Below are 19662 nucleotides of genomic sequence, written 5' to 3'. Positions count from 1 at the left end.
ATCATGATTTATGCTCGTATCAGCGATGGCGCCGTGCTTGAGGTCGTTGACCTTGCCGATATCAATCCCGTGGATGTCTACCATGTGGATATCGCCAACACCTTCGTTCCCGCCACAAAAAAGGTGAAGGCTGGCTGGACCTATGACGGGGAAACCTTCGCCGCGCCGGTTGTTGCCGCAAAAACAGCCGATGAACTACGCGCCTATGCCAGCGCAAAGCGCTTTGCTGTGGAGACCGGCGGTATTGTCGTCAATGGCGCAAGAATCGACACCAGTCGAGACAGTCAGTCGATGGTGGCCAACGCGCATGCATATATCGTCAATTCAGGCGCAGCCTCCACCGCATTTAAATCGTTGTCTGGCTGGATGACTTTGTCGGGCGCGGAGATCAAAGCAACGGCGCTTGCTGTTGGTGCGCATGTGCAGGCGTCGTTTGTCGTAGAAAAAGCGATCGACGCTCTGATCACATCAGGCGAGATCACGGAAATCGCCGAGATCGATGCCTTTCAATGGCCGTCCGATAGTTCAGCCGCCTAGGCCATTCGACACGCTCCGCAAGCGAGGGCTGATAAAGATAGCATCGGCCCAGCAAAGTTCGTTTGATCGCGTCAATCCGTATTGCCACTCATAGACGCGGTACAGGCGATAGCCTAGCGAGTTGAGATAGGCCGCAATTTCCCAGAAAAGCGGTTGACCTTCATAAAGATGCTCGAACTCGACCTCAAGGCAGAGCAAATCGATAGCTCCGGCAGCCAGCAAACCTGCTCCACCTTTCAGCGCGGCCAGTTCAGCCCCCTGAATGTCCATCTTGAGAATGTCGATATGATCCCACCTCTCACTAGCCGCCAGGCTGTCCAGAGTGGTTGTTTCGATATCAACTTTCTCAATTTCACTCGCTTGACCATGCCAATACGACATGTCGCCAATTGGCAGCAGAGAATGGGTGCCATCATGCGAGTTAATGTGAAGAGAGGCTTTGCCGGCATGCTCGGCTAGCCCCAATCGTGACAAGCGGACACGATCGCCATAAGGGCGCAATAGTTCTACCGCTTGACGATTGTTGGCTTCGTCTGGTTCAAAGGCAAAAACGTGGGCAGATGGGAAAGCATCGAGATATTCGACCGTCGATTGCCCGTGGTGAGCGCCAACATCGACGATGACGGATGGCTTTGGCACTAGGCGGCGTTGGTCAGCAAGCATGCTCGGCGGTAACGCCACTGAGGCAGCGCCTTGCCGGAATGCGTCGTCTACCGCGTTTTTTAGACCGTTGATCTCATCCCGCATCAAATCCAGCCGGGAATACGCGGATCGAGCGAATGGTACGCGCCGGAGGAAACTCTCAAAGAGAGCTCGGATCGTATTGTTCTTGTTGTTTTCGCCCGTCAAACGTCTTCCCTCACAAAGCTACCGAACAGCAATTTATCAGCCTTAGCCTCGCACGAAGAACATTTCAATCTCTGCTCAAATGCCGAGGCCCGTTTCAGGGCACGCGCGACGGCAAACTGTTACCCCGGCCGATAGGATCCGGCACCCATAACCCACAATCAGGACATCGCTATGACTTACAAGCTTCCGCTGGAATGGCTCCAGCCGGTTAAGATGGCTTGTTGGCCCGAAGCCGCATAGCTTCTGCTGCGCTATATGGGTTTTGATTGCGGTAAACGACGCGGGCATGGAGCGCGAGATAGGGAACTTCCATGATGCTGGCAAAATCTTTCAAGCATATCTTGTCGCCCTCATGGTCAACCAGAATAGAACTCTTTCTGTTTACCGATTGCTCGCGGTTAGTTGCCCAACGGCAATTTCCTGGCTCGTAGTTCCCAAGCGGGTCTGGGTATCTGTCTAGCGTTGTTCCTTCTGGTCGTTCCCCCATGTCGGCAAGGAAGTTCTCGAAGCTATCGGCCCATCGGCGGCACATAGTAATCCCGATTGCGCCATATCGAGGATATGCCTTCGCTGATGGGCGGAAACACCGAGCATATGCGGAACGGTATGACGAAAATGTTGGGCTAACTTGCCGTCCTAGAGAGTGGCCATGAGTTATTGACCTCTCCTTGAGACGCTCCAATGCAATGCATCCGCAGCTCTTGGTGTGACCACTGCGCACGTGCGCGATTGAAGCAACGCAACTGGCACCGCACTCGCAAGAGAACAGCCATTTTCCTCCCTTGTCACCTTCCATCCTGATGGCTTTCAAGCGCCCGTAAATCTGGCCTGAATAGTCTTTCGCAATAGCCATAATCAACGCCCTCTGTGTGCAAACACAGTACACGAATCCACCAAAAATTGAAATGGAGAATTGCCATGCCCGTCTTTGGCGCCGCATCGATGAAGAACCTTGAGAAGTGCCACGCGAGCCTCAAGCTCATCGCGACGGAAGCGATCAAGGAGATTGACTTCCGTGTTCTCGACAGCACGCGGGGACGGGACGCGCAGAACCGGGCCTTTCAGACCGGCAAGAGCAAAGCGAAGTTTGGGCAGTCGGCGCACAACTACGTCCCGGCGATCGCCTTTGATCTCTTCCCGTTCCCCTACGACTGGAATGATCGGAAAGCCTTCACCAAGCTTGCCACCATCATCATGCGGATTGCCAAGGAAAAGGGCATCCCGCTGCGATGGGGCGGCGACTGGAACATGGACGGCGACAAGACAACATCGGACGCGTGGGATATGCCGCACTTCGAACTGCACCCGTGGCGCGACTGGGCGAAAAAATCCCAACTGTTTGAAGGCTGATCCGATGAAGTTCTTCATGGATCACAAGGCCTCTGTTGAGTGGGCGGTGCGTCGGCGCATCATCATCATTGCCCTGATCTGGTCGGGTGGCCTCGTGACGTACCTTGCGATCTGGGGCCGGCCGATTGCTCTCAGCGACACGGTGGCGATGAACCTCATCCTTCTGATCGGCGGTATCATCGGCTCCTACGTGTTCGGCGCTGTCTGGGAGAAGAACACTCAGGTCAAAGCGGATATCGCCCAGCAAGCCGTTGAACAGGGCGATACCGACACGACGGTGAAGGTGGAGCCATGACGCTGTTCGACTACATCAAGGTTGGTCTTGGCGGCCTTGCGGGCATAGCTCTGGCTTCGATCTATGACGTTTGGATTGATGATCCTGCCGTAGGGCGTGAGGCTCGCGCTGGGTATGTCCTGCTGTCGGAAAAGACATCGCTCCAGGCCCAACTCGATGAGATGGAGCGGCAGAAGAACGCGGCTTCCCAATCCCTCGAAGAATACCGCAAGCGCAGCGCCGCCACCCTGAAATTGAAGGAAGAAGCAGATGCAAGGCTGGAAAAGCTCATTGCCGAGGATAGCGGCTCTGACGGCTGCACTTGGGGCGATGATGATCTTGATTGGCTGCGGAAGCACTGACCTGACGCGCATCGACACTGCGGCAAAGGCTCAAGGGGCATCTCAAGGGCGCGTGTCTCTACCTGACCTTCCAGAGCGATGCCGCGACCCAATGGGGCGTGTAGTGCCAAAGGCGGGCGAGAAAGCGCGCTGGTCGCAGAAGCGATGGGAATACAGCGCTGATAACATCGACCGCCAGATAACGGACTGCGCTGCTTTCTATGACACAACAAAGAGCAGTTTTGAGAAGGGTCGCTGATATGACTGGATTGAGTTTGATGACTGGCCTGTCTCTCGGGTTGTCGGGTAAGCCAAAGGGCGTCCCAAAACTGCCTGTCAGCCTGCCTGTCGCGCCTCTGCTATTCGCCGGCACTGTGCGTATGGCTGGCTGGGCCGGAAGCGCAGCGAAAGTAGCGCGAGCCGCCAACCCGACGACACCGCAGACGTTTGGATGGGCGAGTGATCGTCTAGACCTTGCAGCGATAGAGACCTATGCCGGCGGCGCAAACTCTGACGCCCGAGTTGATACATTTTTCGACCAATCAGGCAACGGGTACGACCTGATCCAGCCAACGGCAGGAGCGCGCGGCAAGGTATACAGGTCTCAGATCGACGGCGGCGCATTGCCGTTCACCGGTGGTCCGAATGTCCAATATCCGATCCCGGCAGGGCTTTCAGTGGACCGTGCGAACCATACCGTCTTCGTCGTCTTCAAGCCGCATTTGGCCCGCGCCTCCTTTTACTGGATACGTCTCGGCACCACGTTGCAATATGGCACGGCAACCCCTGACCTGACGACACCGGGCGGCGGACCGCGTCTCTTGGACAGCGCAAACAGCGTTACTAAGGTCGGATCACGTGCGCCCAAGACATCCGGCGTATCGATCATGGGTTATGCCAGCGGAGCGAGCGGCATCACATTCTACAATAACCGCAAGGTCGAGACCGTTGCGGGTGGGTTGGCGGCCGGTATGCTGACGGGAGGCAACATCGAGAATGGAAACGGCTACAGCGAGATCATGGCCGTCGTCATCTTCCCGCGCTCTCTGACGGAAGCCGAAATGACATCCGTGGGCCGGCAGCTTGAAGCCGTCGCGCCGATCCAGATTGGACAGACCAAGGGCGTCTTCATGATCGGGGACAGCATCACGGCAGGGCAGGGCAGCGTTGCTGTATACACCGCCGGTCTCGGCATGACGGCCACGGAGCCGGATCAACTGTTTGGCCTTCTCGGCAGCCCGACAGATACGGCCATATTCAACTGCGGCCAGCCGTCTATCCCGATGACCGCTTTGAACTCCGCCAACGACCGGGCACGTATTCTGGAACTGATGAATGCCTATCCAGAAACAACGAAGCGTGTTGCCCGCGTCCATGCCGGGATCAATGACCTTCGAGCTGCGTCTACGGACACGACTGTCTACAATGCCATTTCGGGATATTGCGCCTGGCTGCGTTCGCAGGGTGTGAAGGTGGTCGTATCGACCATCAACACACAGGTTGTGGATGCGACGTACACCGCGCAGGCTGAAACCTATCGCCTGTCGATCAATTCGCAAATTCGCACCAACTGGGCGACGTTTGCAGATGACATGGTGGACTACGCCAACATCCCCGAACTGGCCGATCCGAACAACACCACTTACTTCGCGACTGACAAACTGCATCAGACCGCGCAGGCCTATCAGCTTAAGTCGGCACTCGTTGCTCCGAAAATACTGGCGCTTCTCGCCTGACGGTAAAGCAACGGTTTTAGTTTTATCGTAAAACAAAAGTCTCCATTACTTTAGGAGATTTTAAAATGGATAACTCAAAACTGATGGCGATTGAGGGTCACCTTAAAGCCGCGTTACTGTTGGCAGAGCAAGCAAACATCGGCCTTCTAATATACTTGCTGAGTATGGTGCTTCTTGAGGTGCAAGACCGCATGAAGGGACGCACCAGAGACAATTGAAAACACCCATGACATTCGCCCTCGACCTATGGCCGGGGGCTTTTCTTTACTCGCATCGTAAGGGTTTTGCCGATGGCACCTGAAATAGACGCTGCAGTTCATCGGCAGCTTGGAGAGCTTGTCGCTGGCCTTCGTGGCATACAAGACGACATGCGCGAAATGAAGGCCTCGCTCCAACGTTCGGAGGACAAGTCCGCAGAAAGCCGCGCAGGCGTTCACAGACGGCTTGATGAGGCAGTTGACCGAATTGCACGCGTCGAAAGCTCTGTCTCCTCTGTGAACGAGGATGTGGCCGAAATGAAGCCGATTACGGATGATGTCCGCCGCTGGCGGCTTATGGGCATCGGTGCTTTGAGCATGATCGGGATCGGCGGCGTTGCGCTCGGAGTGTCATTCGCAGATGCGCTCAAACGGATTGGCGGTCTGCTGATAGGCCGGATTTAAACATGTCCCGCTGCGGATAATGCTCCCAGCAATGCCACGAAGATTTTTCAGCCTTCGACCTGCTGAAACCAAAGCCGCCCCAAGCCTTACAGCCGGGATGCTCACAATAGTGGTCTTCGTGGACGCCGTCGCCGACTTTATTGTTTTGGTCGCTCATTCTTCAGTGGCCTTTGCGGGTGGGGTGTGGCGGGTCAAAGCTGGCCACCGGGGAAGCTCCGCCGGCGTGCATATCCTTGGTCCATTCATGGAGGGCATCGGCCGGAGAATCGGCTTTCACCCACGAAATGATTGGCCCAGATAATGCCGGATCGATGTAAAGAATAGCAGCAAGCTTTAAGGCGTCGCTGAACATCATCTGCATTGAAGCCCCTGACGCACGGTTGTCATCGGCCCAGAACCTTTCAGGCCCGGCGTAAGCGTAGACCTCGAGAAATCCCGGCTTGGTTTTGATTGCGTCGACAAGCCGATTATCGACGGTTGGCAGCGCCACCCTATCCATATCCATGTAATCGCCGTCGGCTTGCTGCCCGACGACGAGGATGCCGCGCGCTCTGAGTGCTTCTGGCTTTATGAGCATTCGCTTTCTCCTATCCGAATAGATCGGCCGGCTGGCCTTCTCCTTCGACCGGCAGCAGCACAAGGCCATCATCTGGTAACGGACGCTGAAGCGCTTTCGCTTCCTCCCACGGTGCGGTCAGCCACATCTCCACCTCATCCTTATTTGTCAGAATGACCGGCATCGCCTTTGGGTGGATCGGCTTCACGATGCTGTTGGGGTCGGTCGTGAGAAAACCGAAAAGCTGATGATCTCCCTCACGCGGGTTCTTCATCGAACCGCGCACGCCGTGCCATTCCGTCCAGATGCCGGCGAAGAAGGCGAGGGGCGTTTCCTCGTTCAGCGCAAACCAGCGCTTTGTCTTTCGGGGCTTGGTGTCTTCCCATTCGCAAAAGGTTGTCCAAGGCACCACACACCGGTTCTCCGGCCGCAGCCATCGGCGCCAATGCGGCGAGGTGACATTGCGGATGTTGGTCACGCCGGTATCTGGCTTGCCTTGCGTGACGAACTGAGGCGAGGGCATGCCCCACGTCAGGCCGACAAGCTCACGGCCGCTCTCTCCGTTGCGCACCACTGGCGCCGGCCGGTCTGGATAGACTTCTACTCCCGGCTCCAGGTTAAGCCGTTCCTGCATGATACCCACGATGTCGCGGATCGATTCCTGATTGGTCTTCACGCGGTATAGATTACACATGCTCACCTCGGCATCTTGGCTATGGTGATCTTCACATCACCCTTGACGTTGCACCGTTTGCATTTAAGCCGCTTGGCAAGATCGTCTACAGTGGTGTCGGCCTTGGCCACGCGGTTCAGTTGCCAGTGCGGGACATTCGAAACGTGGCCGCAGTAATTGCACTTGGCAACGACAATTTCCCAGTTTCGTATTTCCCTGACCTTAACGAGCGGCGGCGGCGCTTGTTTCAAAGCTTCCATGAGGCTGCCGGATCGAGTGTGGTATCTGAGCCTGCACCGTCCAGAGAAGCCTTCCATAGGCTTTGGGCACTTGAAGACCTCCTGAGATATTTTTTCCAACATCGTCGGCATCTGTAAGTCGCCAAACTCGATCATGAGTTCTGCTGAGCTTATAGACTTGAGAAGCTCGCAGTCCTCGCACAAGACGCATACTGGCTCCCCACCATAATCTGACAGCGTATATGCTTCTCTAGGTGGCATCTCGCTCAGCGTCCGGCTTCCATCCCCTCGTAAATCCCTTGCCCATGGCAGCCGTGGCCAGCGCGAGCTGTATCCGCAAATGCTGGATATCTTCCATCAAGGTCTCGATGGCAGCACGGCTATCGCCGTCGTGCCATGCGATAATGTGTTCAACCGGATCGGCTTCCGGTTCTCTTCTCTCTGGGCGCACGTTCTCATTCTCCTGCTTCAGAGTGTCAAAATCTTTCCCTGTTTTGAAAGGCGCGCGCCCCCGCGCCGGTAAAATCAGTCTGGCATCAGGTCGGCAATTTGCCCGTGCGAGACCAGTAGACGCGGGTTTGCCATGGTGCCGCTTTCCTCATCCACGGTAACGGCATAAGCAGCAACGCCGACGTGACGAGGAGCCATCGCACTCGCGATTTTCTCGGCGGATGCTTGATTGGAAGCTTGTCGCATTTCGCCCGGCACAACACCGCCACGGCTGTTTTTGAACTGCACGACAATGATTTTTTCAGCGTCCGACATGTCTCTTGATCTCTCGTTTGTTCTATGAATGTTCTCATTTTAGAGAAGAGTCAACAAGGCCAGACCTGCGTTGTCATCGGCAGTTGGCTTAAATGTCTGTTGGATTCCGGTTTGTGAGACTAATGAAGTGGATCGAATATTCTCAACTGGTGTGGCAGCGTGTGGCAGTGTGCTTTGATATCGTTTGATAATTATTTCACGCTCGGTGTGGCAGATAGTCCACTATGCGTTTGAAAAATATATTGTTGACGCTTCCGGGCGAGGCCTCCAAATTTTCCACAAAATTGCAGATGTCGTCTTGAACATATCTCCCGCTTTTCGGTGATTGACCGTCTTTGCTGTTTCAAAAAATCCCTGTCATTTCGCTTTTTCCCCCACATCCCACTCACCACGCTTGAAAGCGCGCGCCTTGGCAATTATGAGATTATCCAAAGGTGAGGGGAGACCCGCGCCGTTTTGAGCTTTTGGAGCCGAGGCTTCCCGACCGGCATCCGTGAAATTGAGGCGATAAGGACATGATGGATTTCGAAACCGCGCGCGCCAATATGGTCGACAGCCAGCTGCGCACGACTGACGTGACTTCGCATTCGGTGCTGAAGGCGTTTTTGAGCGTGCCGCGCGAGGCTTTCGTGCCGGCGGGCGTGCGGCAGATTGCCTATGCGGACGAGGATATGCAGATCTGTCCGGCCCGCGACGGCCGCCCGGCGCGCTACGTCATGAAGGCTTCGCCGCTGGCGAAACTGCTGCAGCTTGCCGCTGTCTCCAAGGAGGATGTGGTGCTGGAAGTGGGCGGTGGTTCCGGTTACGCGGCCGCCATCCTTTCCCAGCTGGCCGGTTCGGTGGTTTCGCTTGAATGTGACGAAGCGCTGGCGGCGCAGGCAACCGAGACGCTGGCCTCGCTTGGATATGACAATGTTGCTGTCGTGACCGGCGATCTCGAAAAGGGCTATGCGGGCGAAGCGCCCTATGATCTGGTTTTCGTCAACGGTTCCGTCGAGGAAGTGCCGGCGGCGCTGACCGATCAGCTGCGCGACGGCGGACGTCTGGTCGTTGTTGTCGGATATGGCAATGCCGCAAAGGCCACTGTCTACCGCCGTGATGGCAACAGCACATCGGCTGCAAGCTCCTTCAACGCCTCCATCAAGCCTCTGCCCGGTTTTGCCAAGGCGGCAGAATTCGTTTTCTGATCCAACGACATCGTATTCGCCGTTTACGCCGGGGTGGCCCTTCCGCCCCGGCGTTTGTTTTTTGCGGGGCCTGCATGCTGCGCCCCGCTTGCCCTGCGGCAACGCCTTGACAGCCTGTTCTCACAAAGCTGTGCATCACCGTGAAACTTGTCGAATCAGTGATTTAGTTCCTGACTATGCTGCCCTAGACTAAGGGTGATTCGGGGTGTGCGTATTTCTGCCCCGCATGATCCTGCAACAGGGACGGCAAAAGCGCCCGGCGGTTTTGTCTGAACATGTTTCAGAGCATCGGCACGACAGCCGTCTTCGGTTGTCATGGACGCGATGTAAGAATTGAACAGGTGCGAAGCGCCATGTCCGGTATCCAGAGGGATACGGCCTGAGCGCTCAAGAGTGGAAACCGGGGATTGATATGGCTCAGCCAAGCGTAGCGCGTGAACCGTCCATGGAAGAGATTCTGGCGTCGATACGCCGGATTATCGAAAGCAACGAGCCGGGACCTGCCGGTGCGTTTTCCGGGCAGTTGCCGCCGGTCTATGACGATGAAGACGATGCCGCCGGTGAAGCGGCCTTCGTGACGGAGCCCGTCAGCCCGCCGGCCCGCGTTCCCCCCGCTGCAAACCAGGCCTATGGTGCGCGGCCCGCACAGGATTTTCCCCAGGATTATTCGTCGGCTTCCGAAAGGCCGATGCCGGAACAGCTGGAAATCTCCGCCGAGAAGACCATGTCGCTGGCCGATGTTGCAGCCCGTGTTCGCGCCGCTGCCGACCGCAACGCCGCCATGGGGCCACAGGCATTTGCCGCGCAGGCGCAGCGTGGGGCAACAGAGCCCGCACCGGCTGCGCCCGCCGCATCTTCCTCGAGCGTAGTACCGGCTGAACGTCCGGCGCCGCAGCGTCCCACGGATGTGCGACCGCTGATGGCCGCGACCGCCGCTGCTGCCGGCGAACAGCCAGTGCCTTTTGCCGCCGAGGATCGCGCCGCTGCCGCTGCCATCGAAAATGCGCCGTTTGCCGAGAGCCCTTTTGATCAGCTTGCGTTGCGTGGCGCGATCGAAACGCCGCTGGTCAAGGAGCATTTTGAAATCGGAGTGAACCAGCCTGCCGTCGAGATGCCGAAATTCGAGCCGGTAGAGCAGGAAACCGAGAGCGCTTTGTCGCTCAATCTTATTTCCGCTGCCGCCGGCGCGCAGATCGCGCGTTCCTTCAGCGAACTTGCGGAAATCTTCGACGGCGTCGAGCGCCGCTCTATCGAGGATCTGGCCGCCGAGATGCTGCGCCCGATGCTGCAGGACTGGCTGGAAGACAATCTGCCGACTTTGGTGGAACGTCTCGTGCGCGAGGAAATCGAGCGCGTCGCGCGCGGTTCGCGCCGCTAAGTTCTCTCCGGCCGCCTGTCGCAAATGCGCCGGGCCATGACGAAACAGGGGCCGCTCCGGCATCGGGGCGGCTTTTTTGTTGAAGATGAAGGCGTTATCGGGGCATAGTCATCTGCAGGGTCGCTCAATCGGCGGCTTAAGCGGGTCGGTTTCTGTTGACTCTCGACCATCCATCCTTATTTAAAAAATCCACACAAGAACTCTAAAATTCAGGTCAGGAAATGCTCGAGAAGACCTACGATTCCGCAGCCGTCGAACCGAAGATCGCCAAAGCATGGGACGAGGCGAATGCCTTCCGTGCCGGCGCCAACGCCAAGCCGGGTGCGGAAACCTTCACCATCGTCATCCCGCCGCCGAATGTGACGGGCTCCCTGCATATGGGCCACGCGCTCAACAACACGTTGCAGGACATATTGGTCCGCTTCGAGCGCATGCGCGGCAAGGATGTGCTGTGGCAGCCGGGCATGGACCATGCCGGCATCGCCACCCAGATGGTGGTCGAGCGCAAGCTGATGGAACAGCAGCTTCCGGGCCGCCGTGAGATGGGCCGCGAGGCGTTCTTGGAAAAGGTCTGGGAATGGAAGGCCGAATCCGGTGGTCTGATCTTCAACCAGCTGAAGCGCCTTGGCGCGTCCTGTGACTGGTCGCGTGAGCGCTTCACCATGGATGAGGGGCTGTCGCAGGCGGTTCTTGAGGTTTTCGTCACGCTCTACAAGCAGGGCCTGATCTATAAGGACAAGCGTCTGGTCAACTGGGACCCGAAGCTCCAGACTGCGATTTCTGACATGGAAGTCGAACAGCTGGAAATGAAGGGCAATCTCTGGCACTTCCGTTATCCTCTGGAAAAGGGCGTGACCTATCAATATCCGGTCGCTTTCGACGAGGAGGGCAAACCCACCGAGTTCGAAACCCGCGATTATATTGTCGTCGCCACCACGCGCCCGGAAACCATGCTGGGCGATACCGGTGTTGCGGTGAACCCGGAAGATGAGCGTTACAAGGGCATCGTCGGCAAGCATGTCATCCTGCCGATCGTTGGCCGCAAGATCCCGATCGTTGCCGACGACTATGCCGATCCGACGGCTGGAACCGGTGCGGTCAAGATCACGCCAGCGCATGATTTCAACGACTTCGAAGTCGGCAAGCGTTGCGGCCTGCGCGCCATCAACGTCATGAATATCGATGGCACCATTTCCATCAAGGAGAACGAGGATTTCCTCGAGGGCCTCAATCATCCGGCCGCCCTGCATGGCGCATGGGATCGTCTGGAAGGACAGGACCGCTTCTTTGCCCGCAAGGTCATTGTCGAAATCTTCGAGGAAGCCGGTCTGCTGGACAAGATCGAGTCGCACAAGCACGTGGTGCCGCATGGCGACCGTGGCGGCGTGCCGATCGAGCCTCGCCTGACCGATCAATGGTGGGTGGACAACAAGACGCTGGCCCAGCCGGCGATTGCCTCGGTTCGCGAAGGCCGCACCAATTTCGTGCCGAAGAACTGGGAAAACACCTACTTCCAATGGATGGATAACATCCAGCCCTGGTGTATCTCGCGGCAACTGTGGTGGGGCCACCAGATCCCGGCATGGTACGGCCCGGACGGGCAGGTCTTCGTTGAAAAGACCGAGGAAGAGGCGCTGCAGGCGGCCATCCAGCACTATATCGCCCATGAAGGCCCGTGGAAGGCCTGGGTCGAGGAGAAACTTGAGAACTTCAAGCCGGGCGAAATCCTCATCCGCGACGAAGACGTTCTCGACACCTGGTTCTCATCGGCGCTCTGGCCGTTCTCGACGCTTGGCTGGCCGGAAGAGACCCCGGAACTGGCGCGTTATTATCCGACCAATGTGCTGGTCACCGGCTTCGACATCATTCCTTTCTGGGTGGTGCGCATGATGCAGATGGGCCTGCATTTCATGAAGGACGATGCCGGCAATCCGGTCGAGCCGTTCAGCACGGTCTACATCCACGCGCTGGTCCGCGACAAGAACGGCCAGAAGATGTCGAAGTCCAAGGGCAACGTCATCGATCCGCTTGATCTCATCGATGAATATGGTGCGGATGCGCTGCGTTTCACGCTCGCCATCATGGCGGCGCAGGGTCGCGACGTGAAGCTCGATCCGGCGCGTATCGCCGGGTATCGCAACTTCGGCACCAAGCTGTGGAACGCCACGCGTTTTGCCGAGATGAACGGCGTGAAGCGCGATCCGCACTTCCTGCCCGAAACCGCATCGCTGACGATCAACCGCTGGATCCTGACCGAGCTTGCCAATACGGCGCGCGATGTGACGGCCTCGCTTGAGAACTTCCGTTTCAACGATGCCTCCGGCATTCTCTACCGTTTCGTCTGGAACCAGTTCTGCGACTGGTATCTGGAACTGCTGAAGCCGGTCTTCGGTGGTGAAGACGAAAAGGCGAAGACGGAATCACAGGCCTGCGCGGCCTATGTTCTGGATGAGATCTACAAGCTGCTGCATCCCTTCATGCCGTTCATGACGGAAGAGCTGTGGGCGCATACGGCCGGCGAGGGCGAGGAGCGGGATGATCTGCTCTGCCTCACCGACTGGCCGGTGCCGGAATTCCGCGACGATGCTTCGGCTGCGGAAATCAACTGGCTCATCGATGTCGTATCGGGCATCCGCTCGACACGTGCCGAGATGAATGTGCCGCCGGGTGCGACTGCCTCGCTGGTGGTCGTCGGCGCCAACACCTCCACCGAAGCGCGGCTTGACCGCCACGCTGCCGCCATCCGGCGCTTAGCGCGGGCCGATGAAATTCGCGCCGGGGATGTCGCGCCGAAGGGTTCGGCCCAGATCATCATCGGTGAAGCCACGGTCTGCCTGCCGCTCGGCAATCTTGTCGATCTCGCGGCCGAAAAAGCCCGCCTCGAAAAGGCGATCGGCAAGGTGGATGCGGAAATGGAACGTATCGACAAGAAGCTCTCGAACGAAAAATTCGTGGCCAATGCCGATCCGGAGGTTGTGGCCACTGAACGCGAACGCAAGGCGGAACTCGAGGTGCAACTGACGAGCCTGAAGACCGCCATGCAGCGGGTGAACGAGGCGGGATAGCCCGCCATTGCCTTTCCAACAGCAAAACGCCCCGTTAATGCGGGGCGTTTTTTTGCCTTCTGTCAGGTTTAATTTCTTTTCATTGCTGCGTTGCAGCGGCGAATCATTTTCGGGAAACAGTGCGATTATTTCATCGCGATCTTCGGCCGGATAATCCGGAAAAGCGGAAAAAAACCAATAAAAACGGTCTGATAAGCGGGTTTCTTCGGGAAAATGCGACTGTGGTTATTTGGCGACATTCTCGTTGGGTTTGGCAATTTGTTTCGTTTTGTGTCAATTTTTTCGAACGGATTAGAAAAATAGCCTAAAATGATTATATAAGAAGCCAGACATAAAATTCTTACGTAAAAAAATCGCCGCATTTATGCGACAGCCGGAAACTGCGACAGATTGTCATTTGCCCTTTAGCGTTTCACTCTATCCTCGATCACATTGCCTTGATTGGGGAGAGAGATGGCAAAAACTGCAATTTTTCGCGGCGCGGTATGTTTCGTAGCCAGCATCGCGGCGGTCACGCCTTCACTGGCCGGCGGCCTTGAACGCGGCGGTTACAATATCGACCTGCTGTTTGATCCGTCCGACTATGTTCTCGATAGTTCGGCCACCTTCGTTGCGCCGCAGCGCAAGGTTGAGAATGCGAAGGATAGTCCAAAGGGCGGTCCTCTGCCTGCGTCCTGGTCAACGAGTGCAGATGATTCCGAGAATTTCTGGTCGACCCGTATCGGCGCCAAGGCGGCAATCGGCGATTTTGGCGACTGCATGTTCGACTATTCGCAGCCATGGGGCGCGCATCTCAATCCCGGCATCTGGCAGGGATCGAGTTACAATATCGAAACCAAGGTCAAGTCGCACAATTACGCCACCACCTGCCGGGTGAAGTTCGATCTTGGCAAGGGTGACTTCTCGATCATCGGCGGTGGCTTCTATCAGGAAATCAGCGGTTACAAGTATCGACAGGTTTTGGGGCCAGACGTTCTTAGCTCGGTTCCTGCGTGGCGCAGCTTCAGTGGCGTTGGCAAACTGGAGATGGAAGGCGATGGCTGGGGCTGGCGTGCCGGCATGGCCTATGAAATCCCTGAAATCGCGTTCCGCGCCAGCCTTGTTTATAACAGCGCTGTCGATCACGATTTGAACGGCTTCGCCGACGTGAGAGCGGTCCCGCAGACACCGCCGTCCGTATCTCAGACGCTTGCAAAATACGGCGGCAAGCTCGTGCCGATCTATGGCTCTGTTTCCATGCCAGACAGTATCGAACTCAAGGTGCAATCCGGCATAGCGCCAGACTGGCTTGCTTTCGGCTCGGTGAAGTGGACTGACTGGAGCCAGATTCAGGTCATTCCTTTCTGCGCGGTCGGCACGTCTCCCTGCGTTCCAAGTGGCCAAGACACGCTGAACACGCTCGACCTGTTCTATCGCGACGGCTGGACGATCTCCGGCGGCGTTGGTCACAAGTTCAACGAACAGTGGAGCGGCGCGGTCAGCCTGACCTGGGACCGCGGTACATCGACCGTTATCGGTACCCAGACCGACACATGGACGCTAGGCACGCAGGTTGTGTACTCTCCGAACAAGAATATCGAGTTTAAGATTGCTGGTGCTCTCGGCCTTCTGACCTCGGGTAGCTCTTCCATTAACGGCGGACCCTGCGGTAACGGCTTACGGTGTGGCAACGAGGCAGGCTACGACTTCGGCAACGATCTCGTGGCGGCCATTTCCACAGGTGTGAAGGTCAAGTTCTGACGTCATACTTCTGCTGATGCTAAAATAAAGGTCCGGTTTACCAACCGGGCCTTTTTTCATGCCCGACTATGATTCCTTCTCGATAAAATTTTCTAGGCCAGAAGTTTTGTGACGATTTGGCAACACTTTTCTGCAAGCTTGGAGCCGCGTTGGAATGTGAGCATATCTGTCCATTTCCCGCCACAAACAGAGTGCTTGGCTTCTGTTTATGGACGCGGGAATGAAAGAACATGCAGGCGTTTGATGTGGATCTCTGGAATTGCGACAAGTGAAAACGGGTTTGGATTCAGGGTTTAAGCAAGTAATACGGGAATTTGGTCCGGATTTTTTGTTTGGCGCTGATCGGCAGATGGTGAAACGCCGTTATATTGCCGGAAATTATGCCTATATCTGTTTCACTGAAAATTTGGAGCAATTACCGCAAGAGGCCACCGGCGGTGCGCTGGAAAGTGCTGCCGGAAAGACGCAGTGTGTTCGAAAAATCGCGACCCGGCGGGGTTCGGCTTTGCAGTATTCCGCAAGTATTGGCTATATGCCGGGAAGAGTTATGAGAAGTTCGCCGAAATGCTGAAATGTGAAGCCAACGTTTTAAAGCCGCTCCTTATGGGCATGTTGCTTGCGTCGCTCGCAATGCCTGCCGCGGCTTTTGACATCAATGCGGGCGTGACCAAGGAATCCGGCCCCTTCGACCTGTTCAAGTTCGGCTTCAAGGCCTACAAGAACGGCAACAAGGGCGAAGCCGTCGAGGCCTATCGCTACGCGGCTGAAAAGGGCCATACCGGTTCGCGCTGGGCGCTTGCCAATATGTACGCCTTCGGTGATGGCGTCGCCAAGAACGACTTCGAAGCCTTCAAGATTTACAGCGAGATCGCCAGCCAGGGCGTCGAACCGGGCTCCGAGGATACCGGCTTTTTCGTCAATGCGCTGCTGTCTCTGGCCGACTATTACCGGCACGGCATTCCCGGCAGCCCGGTGAAAATGGACCTTTCACAGGCCCGCCAGCTTTATTTTCAGGTGGCTTCCACCTTTGGCGTTGCTGAAGCGCAGTTCCGGCTGGCGGAGATGATTCTGGCCGGCGAGGGCGGCCGGACCGATGTGCAGCAGGCCAAGAAGTGGCTCAATCAGGCACGCAAGCATGGCCATGCCGGCGCGATGTCGATTTTCGGCAATCTGATCTTCCAGGAAGGCCAGGCGGCGCAGGGGTTGGCATTCATGACGGCGGCGCTCGACAAATGTACGGCGGTGGACTGCACCTGGATCCAGAGCCTGCAGGAACAGGCATTTTCACTGGCGGGCGAGAATGATCGCCGCGCGGCCATCGCGATGGCGCAGAACATGCAGATCGACGATTCCAATTAAGATGATGTCAGCTGAGGCGAATTCTTGTCGTCTGAGGAGAGCCGGTCAGTCGACCGGCCGAAAATCGAAATAACCGCAGACCGGCACGTGGTCGGACGGTTTTTCCCATGCCCGCACGTGTTTTTCGATGCTGACCGATTGCAGCCTGTCGGCCGCTTCCGCCGATAGCATCAGATGATCGATCCGGATGCCGTTGTTTTTCGGCCATGCGCCGGCCTGATAGTCCCAAAAGGAATATAGTCCGGCTTCATCTGTGGTTGCACGGGCAGCATCGGTGAACCCCAGATTTTCCAGCTTGCGGAAGGCCGCGCGCGTCTGCGGCAGGAACAAAGCGTCACCTTCCCACACGCGTGGGTCGTGGCAATCGAAGGGCTCGGGGATGACGTTGTAATCGCCGGCCAGAATAAGCGGTTCCTCCAGCGCGAGGCGATCTTCGGCAAAACGGCGCAGCCGTTCCATCCAGGCGAGCTTGTAGGGATATTTGACCGGATCGTCAGGCGGATTGCCGTTCGGCAAATAAAGCGAGCAGACGCGGATCGCGCCACCGTTAACGGAGAACACGCCTTCGATGAAACGCGCCTGTTCGTCGGCATCGTCACCCGGTAGGCCGCGATTGACCTCGTCCGGCTTCACTTTCGAGAGCAGGGCGACGCCGTTGAAACCTTTCTGGCCGTGGGTCTCGACATGATAACCGAGCGCTTCCAGCTCCAGACGGGGAAAGCCCTCATCAACCGACTTGATTTCCTGAAGGCAGGCGATGTCAGGCGATGAATCCTTCAGCCACTGGCAGAGGTTTTCGATACGCGCCTTGACGCCATTGATGTTCCAGGTGGCAATCTTCATCGGAGTTTCCCTTTTGTGAGGGTACTTTTATCCGATGCAAAGGCGATTGCCACCGTTTTTGGAATGTGGTGGTGAGGATGTGGTGGATAGAGATGAGGCTGGTAGGGCAGACCAACGGCAGGGGAGGTGCCGCTGCATTGCCGACCCCTCATTCCTGTGCTTGTCACAGGAATCCAGCCGACGCGCGTCTGCGCGGCGAGGGAGTTCTTTTCAGCCCAAAGACTTGGGCTGGCTGGATCCCTGTGACAAGCACAGGGATGAGGGAGGAGAGAGATGTGGGTCACCTCAAAGCCAAGAGCCCAGCCGGAGTTATGGCCGTTTCACTCAGATCGAGAAGCTGGTGCCGCAGCCGCAGCTTGCCACCGCATTGGGGTTCTTGATCTGGAAGGACTGGCCGAGCAGATTATCGACGAAGTCGATTTCGGAGCCGGCCATGTAGATGACCGACATGCTGTCGATCAGCACTTTGGCGTCGCCGCGCGCAATCACGATGTCGTCATCCGCGGGGTCTTCCGCCAGATCGAACTTGTAGGAGAAGCCGGAGCAGCCGCCGCCTTCCACCGAAACGCGCAAGGCCTGCTTGCCCGCATCCGCTGCGACGATCTGTGCTATCCGCTTCGCTGCGGCTTCCGAAAGGGTAATGTCTGTGTTTTCCATGTCGTTCCTCGTGCCGGGGTCAAGAACCGGAGAGCAATAGTCCTGTCGGCGTCATTATAAACCGGTCAAATAAACGGTCTATAGCGATGTTCGCAACGGTCTTTGCCGCGATGATGCTTTGCGCCGACCTTTGCGATAGGTATGAAGGGTGGATGAAAAGGTCAATGGTCAAGGCTCAAGGAAGTCACAGCCGACGTCATGGCCAGAGAACAGTACGGGTGAATGCATGATCATAGACCAGCGCGCATTGGGTTTTGGAAGTGGCGAGAGGGCGATTTTCGCTTCCGATCCATGGAGCACGCGCGGGCGTCTTTTTGCCGAAGAGGGAAGCCTGACGCGTTCGGAATTCCAGCGCGACCGGGACCGCATCGTCCATACGACAGCCTTTCGCCGCCTGAAACACAAGACGCAGGTTTTCATCAGCCCTGACGGGGACCACTACCGCACCCGTCTTACCCATACGATCGAGGTAGCGCAGATTGCCCGTGCGCTCGCCCGCGCGCTGAAGCTGGACGAGGATCTGGCGGAAGGCGTGGCGCTGGTGCATGATTTCGGCCACACGCCCTTCGGTCATACCGGGGAAGATGCGCTGGATGCGGTGCTGTTGCCCTATGGCGGTTTCGACCACAATGCCCAGTCGCTGCGCATCGTCACCAAGCTGGAGCGTCGCTACGCCGAATATGACGGCATCAACCTGACATGGGAAACGCTCGAAGGGCTGGTCAAGCACAATGGCCCGCTGGTGAATGCCAAGGGTGAGGGCGTCAAGGGACCGGTTCCGCTGCCCATCCTCGAATATTGCGAGTTGCAGGATCTGGAGATTGGCAGCTATGCCAGCCTTGAGGCGCAGATGGCGGCGATTGCCGACGACATCGCCTATAATACCCATGACATAGATGACGGGTTGCGCGCCGGTTATCTCACCTTTGAGATGCTGGAAGAGGTGCCGTTCCTGAGTGGTCTTATGGCCGAGGTGCGGGGAAAATATCCCGTGCTCGACAAGGAGCGTTTCGCCAATGAGATCATGCGTCGCCAGATCACCCATATGGTCGAAGATGTGATCGGGGTCGCGCAGAACAACCTTGCTCGCCTGAACCCGCAGAGTGCTGCCGATATCCGCGCCGCCGATTTCACCGTCGCGACGTTTTCGCCCGAGATGGCCGAGACCGACCGGCAGATCAAGAAGCTGCTGTTCGGCCATATCTACCGGCACCCGGAAATCATGCGCATCCGGGCTGGTGCGACGCAGATCGTTACCGACCTTTTCCACCGTTATATGGAGACGCCGGCGGAGATGCAGAGTCACTACTGGGTGGACAGCATTTCCGGCATGAGCGAGGCCGCAAAAGCCCGGCATGTGGGCGATTATCTGGCCGGTATGACCGATAGTTATGCACTGCGCAGCCACCAGCGGCTGTTTGACCACACCCCCGATTTGCGATAGGGCAGCG

The 19662-nt window shown here is 57.1% G+C and carries 22 protein-coding genes; 14 read left to right on the top strand and 8 right to left on the bottom strand.

Annotation, left to right across the window (positions count from 1 at the left end; all coding sequences use genetic code 11):
* Window positions 1–3 precede the first annotated feature (3 nt).
* On the top strand, window positions 4–537 hold the full coding sequence (locus tag DXT96_RS06430) for a DUF4376 domain-containing protein (RefSeq protein WP_153513873.1): 534 nt from the start codon (window positions 4–6) through the stop codon (window positions 535–537).
* Here the strand turns inward: DXT96_RS06430 and DXT96_RS06425 are convergent.
* Entirely contained in the window at window positions 526–1386 is an 861-nt protein-coding gene (locus DXT96_RS06425; RefSeq protein WP_153513872.1) for an FkbM family methyltransferase, read from the bottom strand. The genes DXT96_RS06430 and DXT96_RS06425 overlap by 12 nt on opposite strands.
* Window positions 1387–2304: 918 nt before the next feature.
* Between DXT96_RS06425 and DXT96_RS06420 the strand changes: the two genes are divergently transcribed.
* From DXT96_RS06420 to DXT96_RS06395, 6 genes are all read left to right on the top strand, one after another.
* Window positions 2305–2736 carry a M15 family metallopeptidase gene (locus DXT96_RS06420; RefSeq protein ID WP_062653863.1) on the top strand — a complete coding sequence of 144 codons (432 nt, stop codon included), beginning with the start codon at window positions 2305–2307 and terminating at the stop codon, window positions 2734–2736.
* 4 nt (window positions 2737–2740) lie between these two features.
* Window positions 2741–3031 (top strand): hypothetical protein, encoded by a 291-nt coding sequence (locus DXT96_RS06415; protein ID WP_153513871.1) that lies wholly within the window; start codon window positions 2741–2743, stop codon window positions 3029–3031.
* On the top strand, window positions 3028–3372 hold the full coding sequence (locus tag DXT96_RS06410) for a hypothetical protein (protein ID WP_153513870.1): 345 nt from the start codon (window positions 3028–3030) through the stop codon (window positions 3370–3372). Before DXT96_RS06415 ends, DXT96_RS06410 begins: the two co-directional genes overlap by 4 nt.
* Before the next feature lie 257 nt (window positions 3373–3629).
* Window positions 3630–5087 carry an SGNH/GDSL hydrolase family protein gene (locus tag DXT96_RS06405; RefSeq protein ID WP_194287564.1) on the top strand — a complete coding sequence of 486 codons (1458 nt, stop codon included), beginning with the start codon at window positions 3630–3632 and terminating at the stop codon, window positions 5085–5087.
* A gap of 65 nt (window positions 5088–5152) precedes the next feature.
* A complete protein-coding gene (locus tag DXT96_RS27045; RefSeq protein WP_153513868.1) occupies window positions 5153–5305 on the top strand; it encodes a hypothetical protein in 153 nt (50 codons plus the stop codon).
* A 72-nt stretch (window positions 5306–5377) separates the two neighbouring features.
* Complete coding sequence (locus DXT96_RS06395) at window positions 5378–5749, top strand: DUF1515 family protein (protein WP_153513867.1); 372 nt, start codon at window positions 5378–5380, stop codon at window positions 5747–5749.
* Between the two features lie 160 nt (window positions 5750–5909).
* Here the strand turns inward: DXT96_RS06395 and DXT96_RS06390 are convergent, their stop codons facing one another.
* The 5 genes from DXT96_RS06390 to DXT96_RS06370 form a co-directional block, all read right to left on the bottom strand.
* The gene (locus DXT96_RS06390; protein WP_153513866.1) at window positions 5910–6326 is read right to left on the bottom strand and encodes a hypothetical protein; all 417 of its coding nucleotides are present in this window, start codon (window positions 6324–6326) and stop codon (window positions 5910–5912) included.
* Window positions 6327–6336: 10 nt separating this feature from the next.
* Complete coding sequence (locus DXT96_RS06385; protein WP_153513865.1) at window positions 6337–6999, bottom strand: SOS response-associated peptidase; 663 nt, start codon at window positions 6997–6999, stop codon at window positions 6337–6339.
* Window positions 7000–7001: 2 nt separating this feature from the next.
* Window positions 7002–7373, bottom strand: coding sequence for a hypothetical protein (locus DXT96_RS06380; RefSeq protein WP_246670526.1), 372 nt, complete (start codon window positions 7371–7373; stop codon window positions 7002–7004).
* A 94-nt stretch (window positions 7374–7467) separates the two neighbouring features.
* A complete protein-coding gene (locus tag DXT96_RS06375) occupies window positions 7468–7668 on the bottom strand; it encodes a dehydrogenase (protein ID WP_371418798.1) in 201 nt (66 codons plus the stop codon).
* Window positions 7669–7742: 74 nt separating this feature from the next.
* Window positions 7743–7982 (bottom strand): hypothetical protein, encoded by a 240-nt coding sequence (locus DXT96_RS06370; protein ID WP_099085358.1) that lies wholly within the window; start codon window positions 7980–7982, stop codon window positions 7743–7745.
* 515 nt (window positions 7983–8497) lie between these two features.
* Between DXT96_RS06370 and DXT96_RS06365 the strand changes: the two genes are divergently transcribed.
* From DXT96_RS06365 to exoR, 6 genes are all read left to right on the top strand, one after another.
* Window positions 8498–9169, top strand: coding sequence for a protein-L-isoaspartate O-methyltransferase (locus DXT96_RS06365; protein WP_046798321.1), 672 nt, complete (start codon window positions 8498–8500; stop codon window positions 9167–9169).
* Window positions 9170–9581: 412 nt separating this feature from the next.
* Window positions 9582–10547 carry a cell division protein PopZ gene (gene popZ, locus DXT96_RS06360; protein WP_153513862.1) on the top strand — a complete coding sequence of 322 codons (966 nt, stop codon included), beginning with the start codon at window positions 9582–9584 and terminating at the stop codon, window positions 10545–10547.
* Window positions 10548–10768: 221 nt separating this feature from the next.
* Window positions 10769–13612, top strand: a complete 2844-nt coding sequence (locus DXT96_RS06355) for a valine--tRNA ligase (protein WP_153513861.1) — start codon at window positions 10769–10771, stop codon at window positions 13610–13612.
* A gap of 453 nt (window positions 13613–14065) precedes the next feature.
* Complete coding sequence (locus DXT96_RS06350) at window positions 14066–15352, top strand: outer membrane protein transport protein (protein WP_153513860.1); 1287 nt, start codon at window positions 14066–14068, stop codon at window positions 15350–15352.
* Window positions 15353–15620: 268 nt separating this feature from the next.
* Window positions 15621–15923: a hypothetical protein gene (locus DXT96_RS06345; protein WP_246670525.1), complete on the top strand. Its 303-nt coding sequence runs from the start codon at window positions 15621–15623 to the stop codon at window positions 15921–15923.
* The gene (exoR, locus tag DXT96_RS06340; protein ID WP_149897455.1) at window positions 15917–16711 is read left to right on the top strand and encodes an exopolysaccharide production regulator ExoR; all 795 of its coding nucleotides are present in this window, start codon (window positions 15917–15919) and stop codon (window positions 16709–16711) included. Before DXT96_RS06345 ends, exoR begins: the two co-directional genes overlap by 7 nt.
* A gap of 45 nt (window positions 16712–16756) precedes the next feature.
* Here exoR and xth read toward each other — a convergent pair whose 3' ends face one another.
* Together xth and erpA are read right to left on the bottom strand one after the other, a co-directional pair.
* Complete coding sequence (gene xth / locus DXT96_RS06335; protein ID WP_149897456.1) at window positions 16757–17554, bottom strand: exodeoxyribonuclease III; 798 nt, start codon at window positions 17552–17554, stop codon at window positions 16757–16759.
* 324 nt (window positions 17555–17878) lie between these two features.
* Window positions 17879–18211, bottom strand: coding sequence for an iron-sulfur cluster insertion protein ErpA (gene erpA, locus DXT96_RS06325; protein ID WP_149897457.1), 333 nt, complete (start codon window positions 18209–18211; stop codon window positions 17879–17881).
* Window positions 18212–18437: 226 nt separating this feature from the next.
* On the opposite strand from erpA, the gene DXT96_RS06320 reads away from it, so the two are divergent.
* Window positions 18438–19655, top strand: coding sequence for a deoxyguanosinetriphosphate triphosphohydrolase (locus tag DXT96_RS06320; RefSeq protein ID WP_149897458.1), 1218 nt, complete (start codon window positions 18438–18440; stop codon window positions 19653–19655).
* Window positions 19656–19662: the final 7 nt, after the last annotated feature.

The organism is Agrobacterium sp. ICMP 6402, from assembly GCF_009498615.1.
In the GTDB taxonomy this organism is placed as follows: Bacteria; Pseudomonadota; Alphaproteobacteria; order Rhizobiales; family Rhizobiaceae; genus Agrobacterium; species Agrobacterium burrii.
Note: the sequence above shows the minus strand (reverse complement) of the source record. Positions and strands in the feature narration are given on the sequence as shown.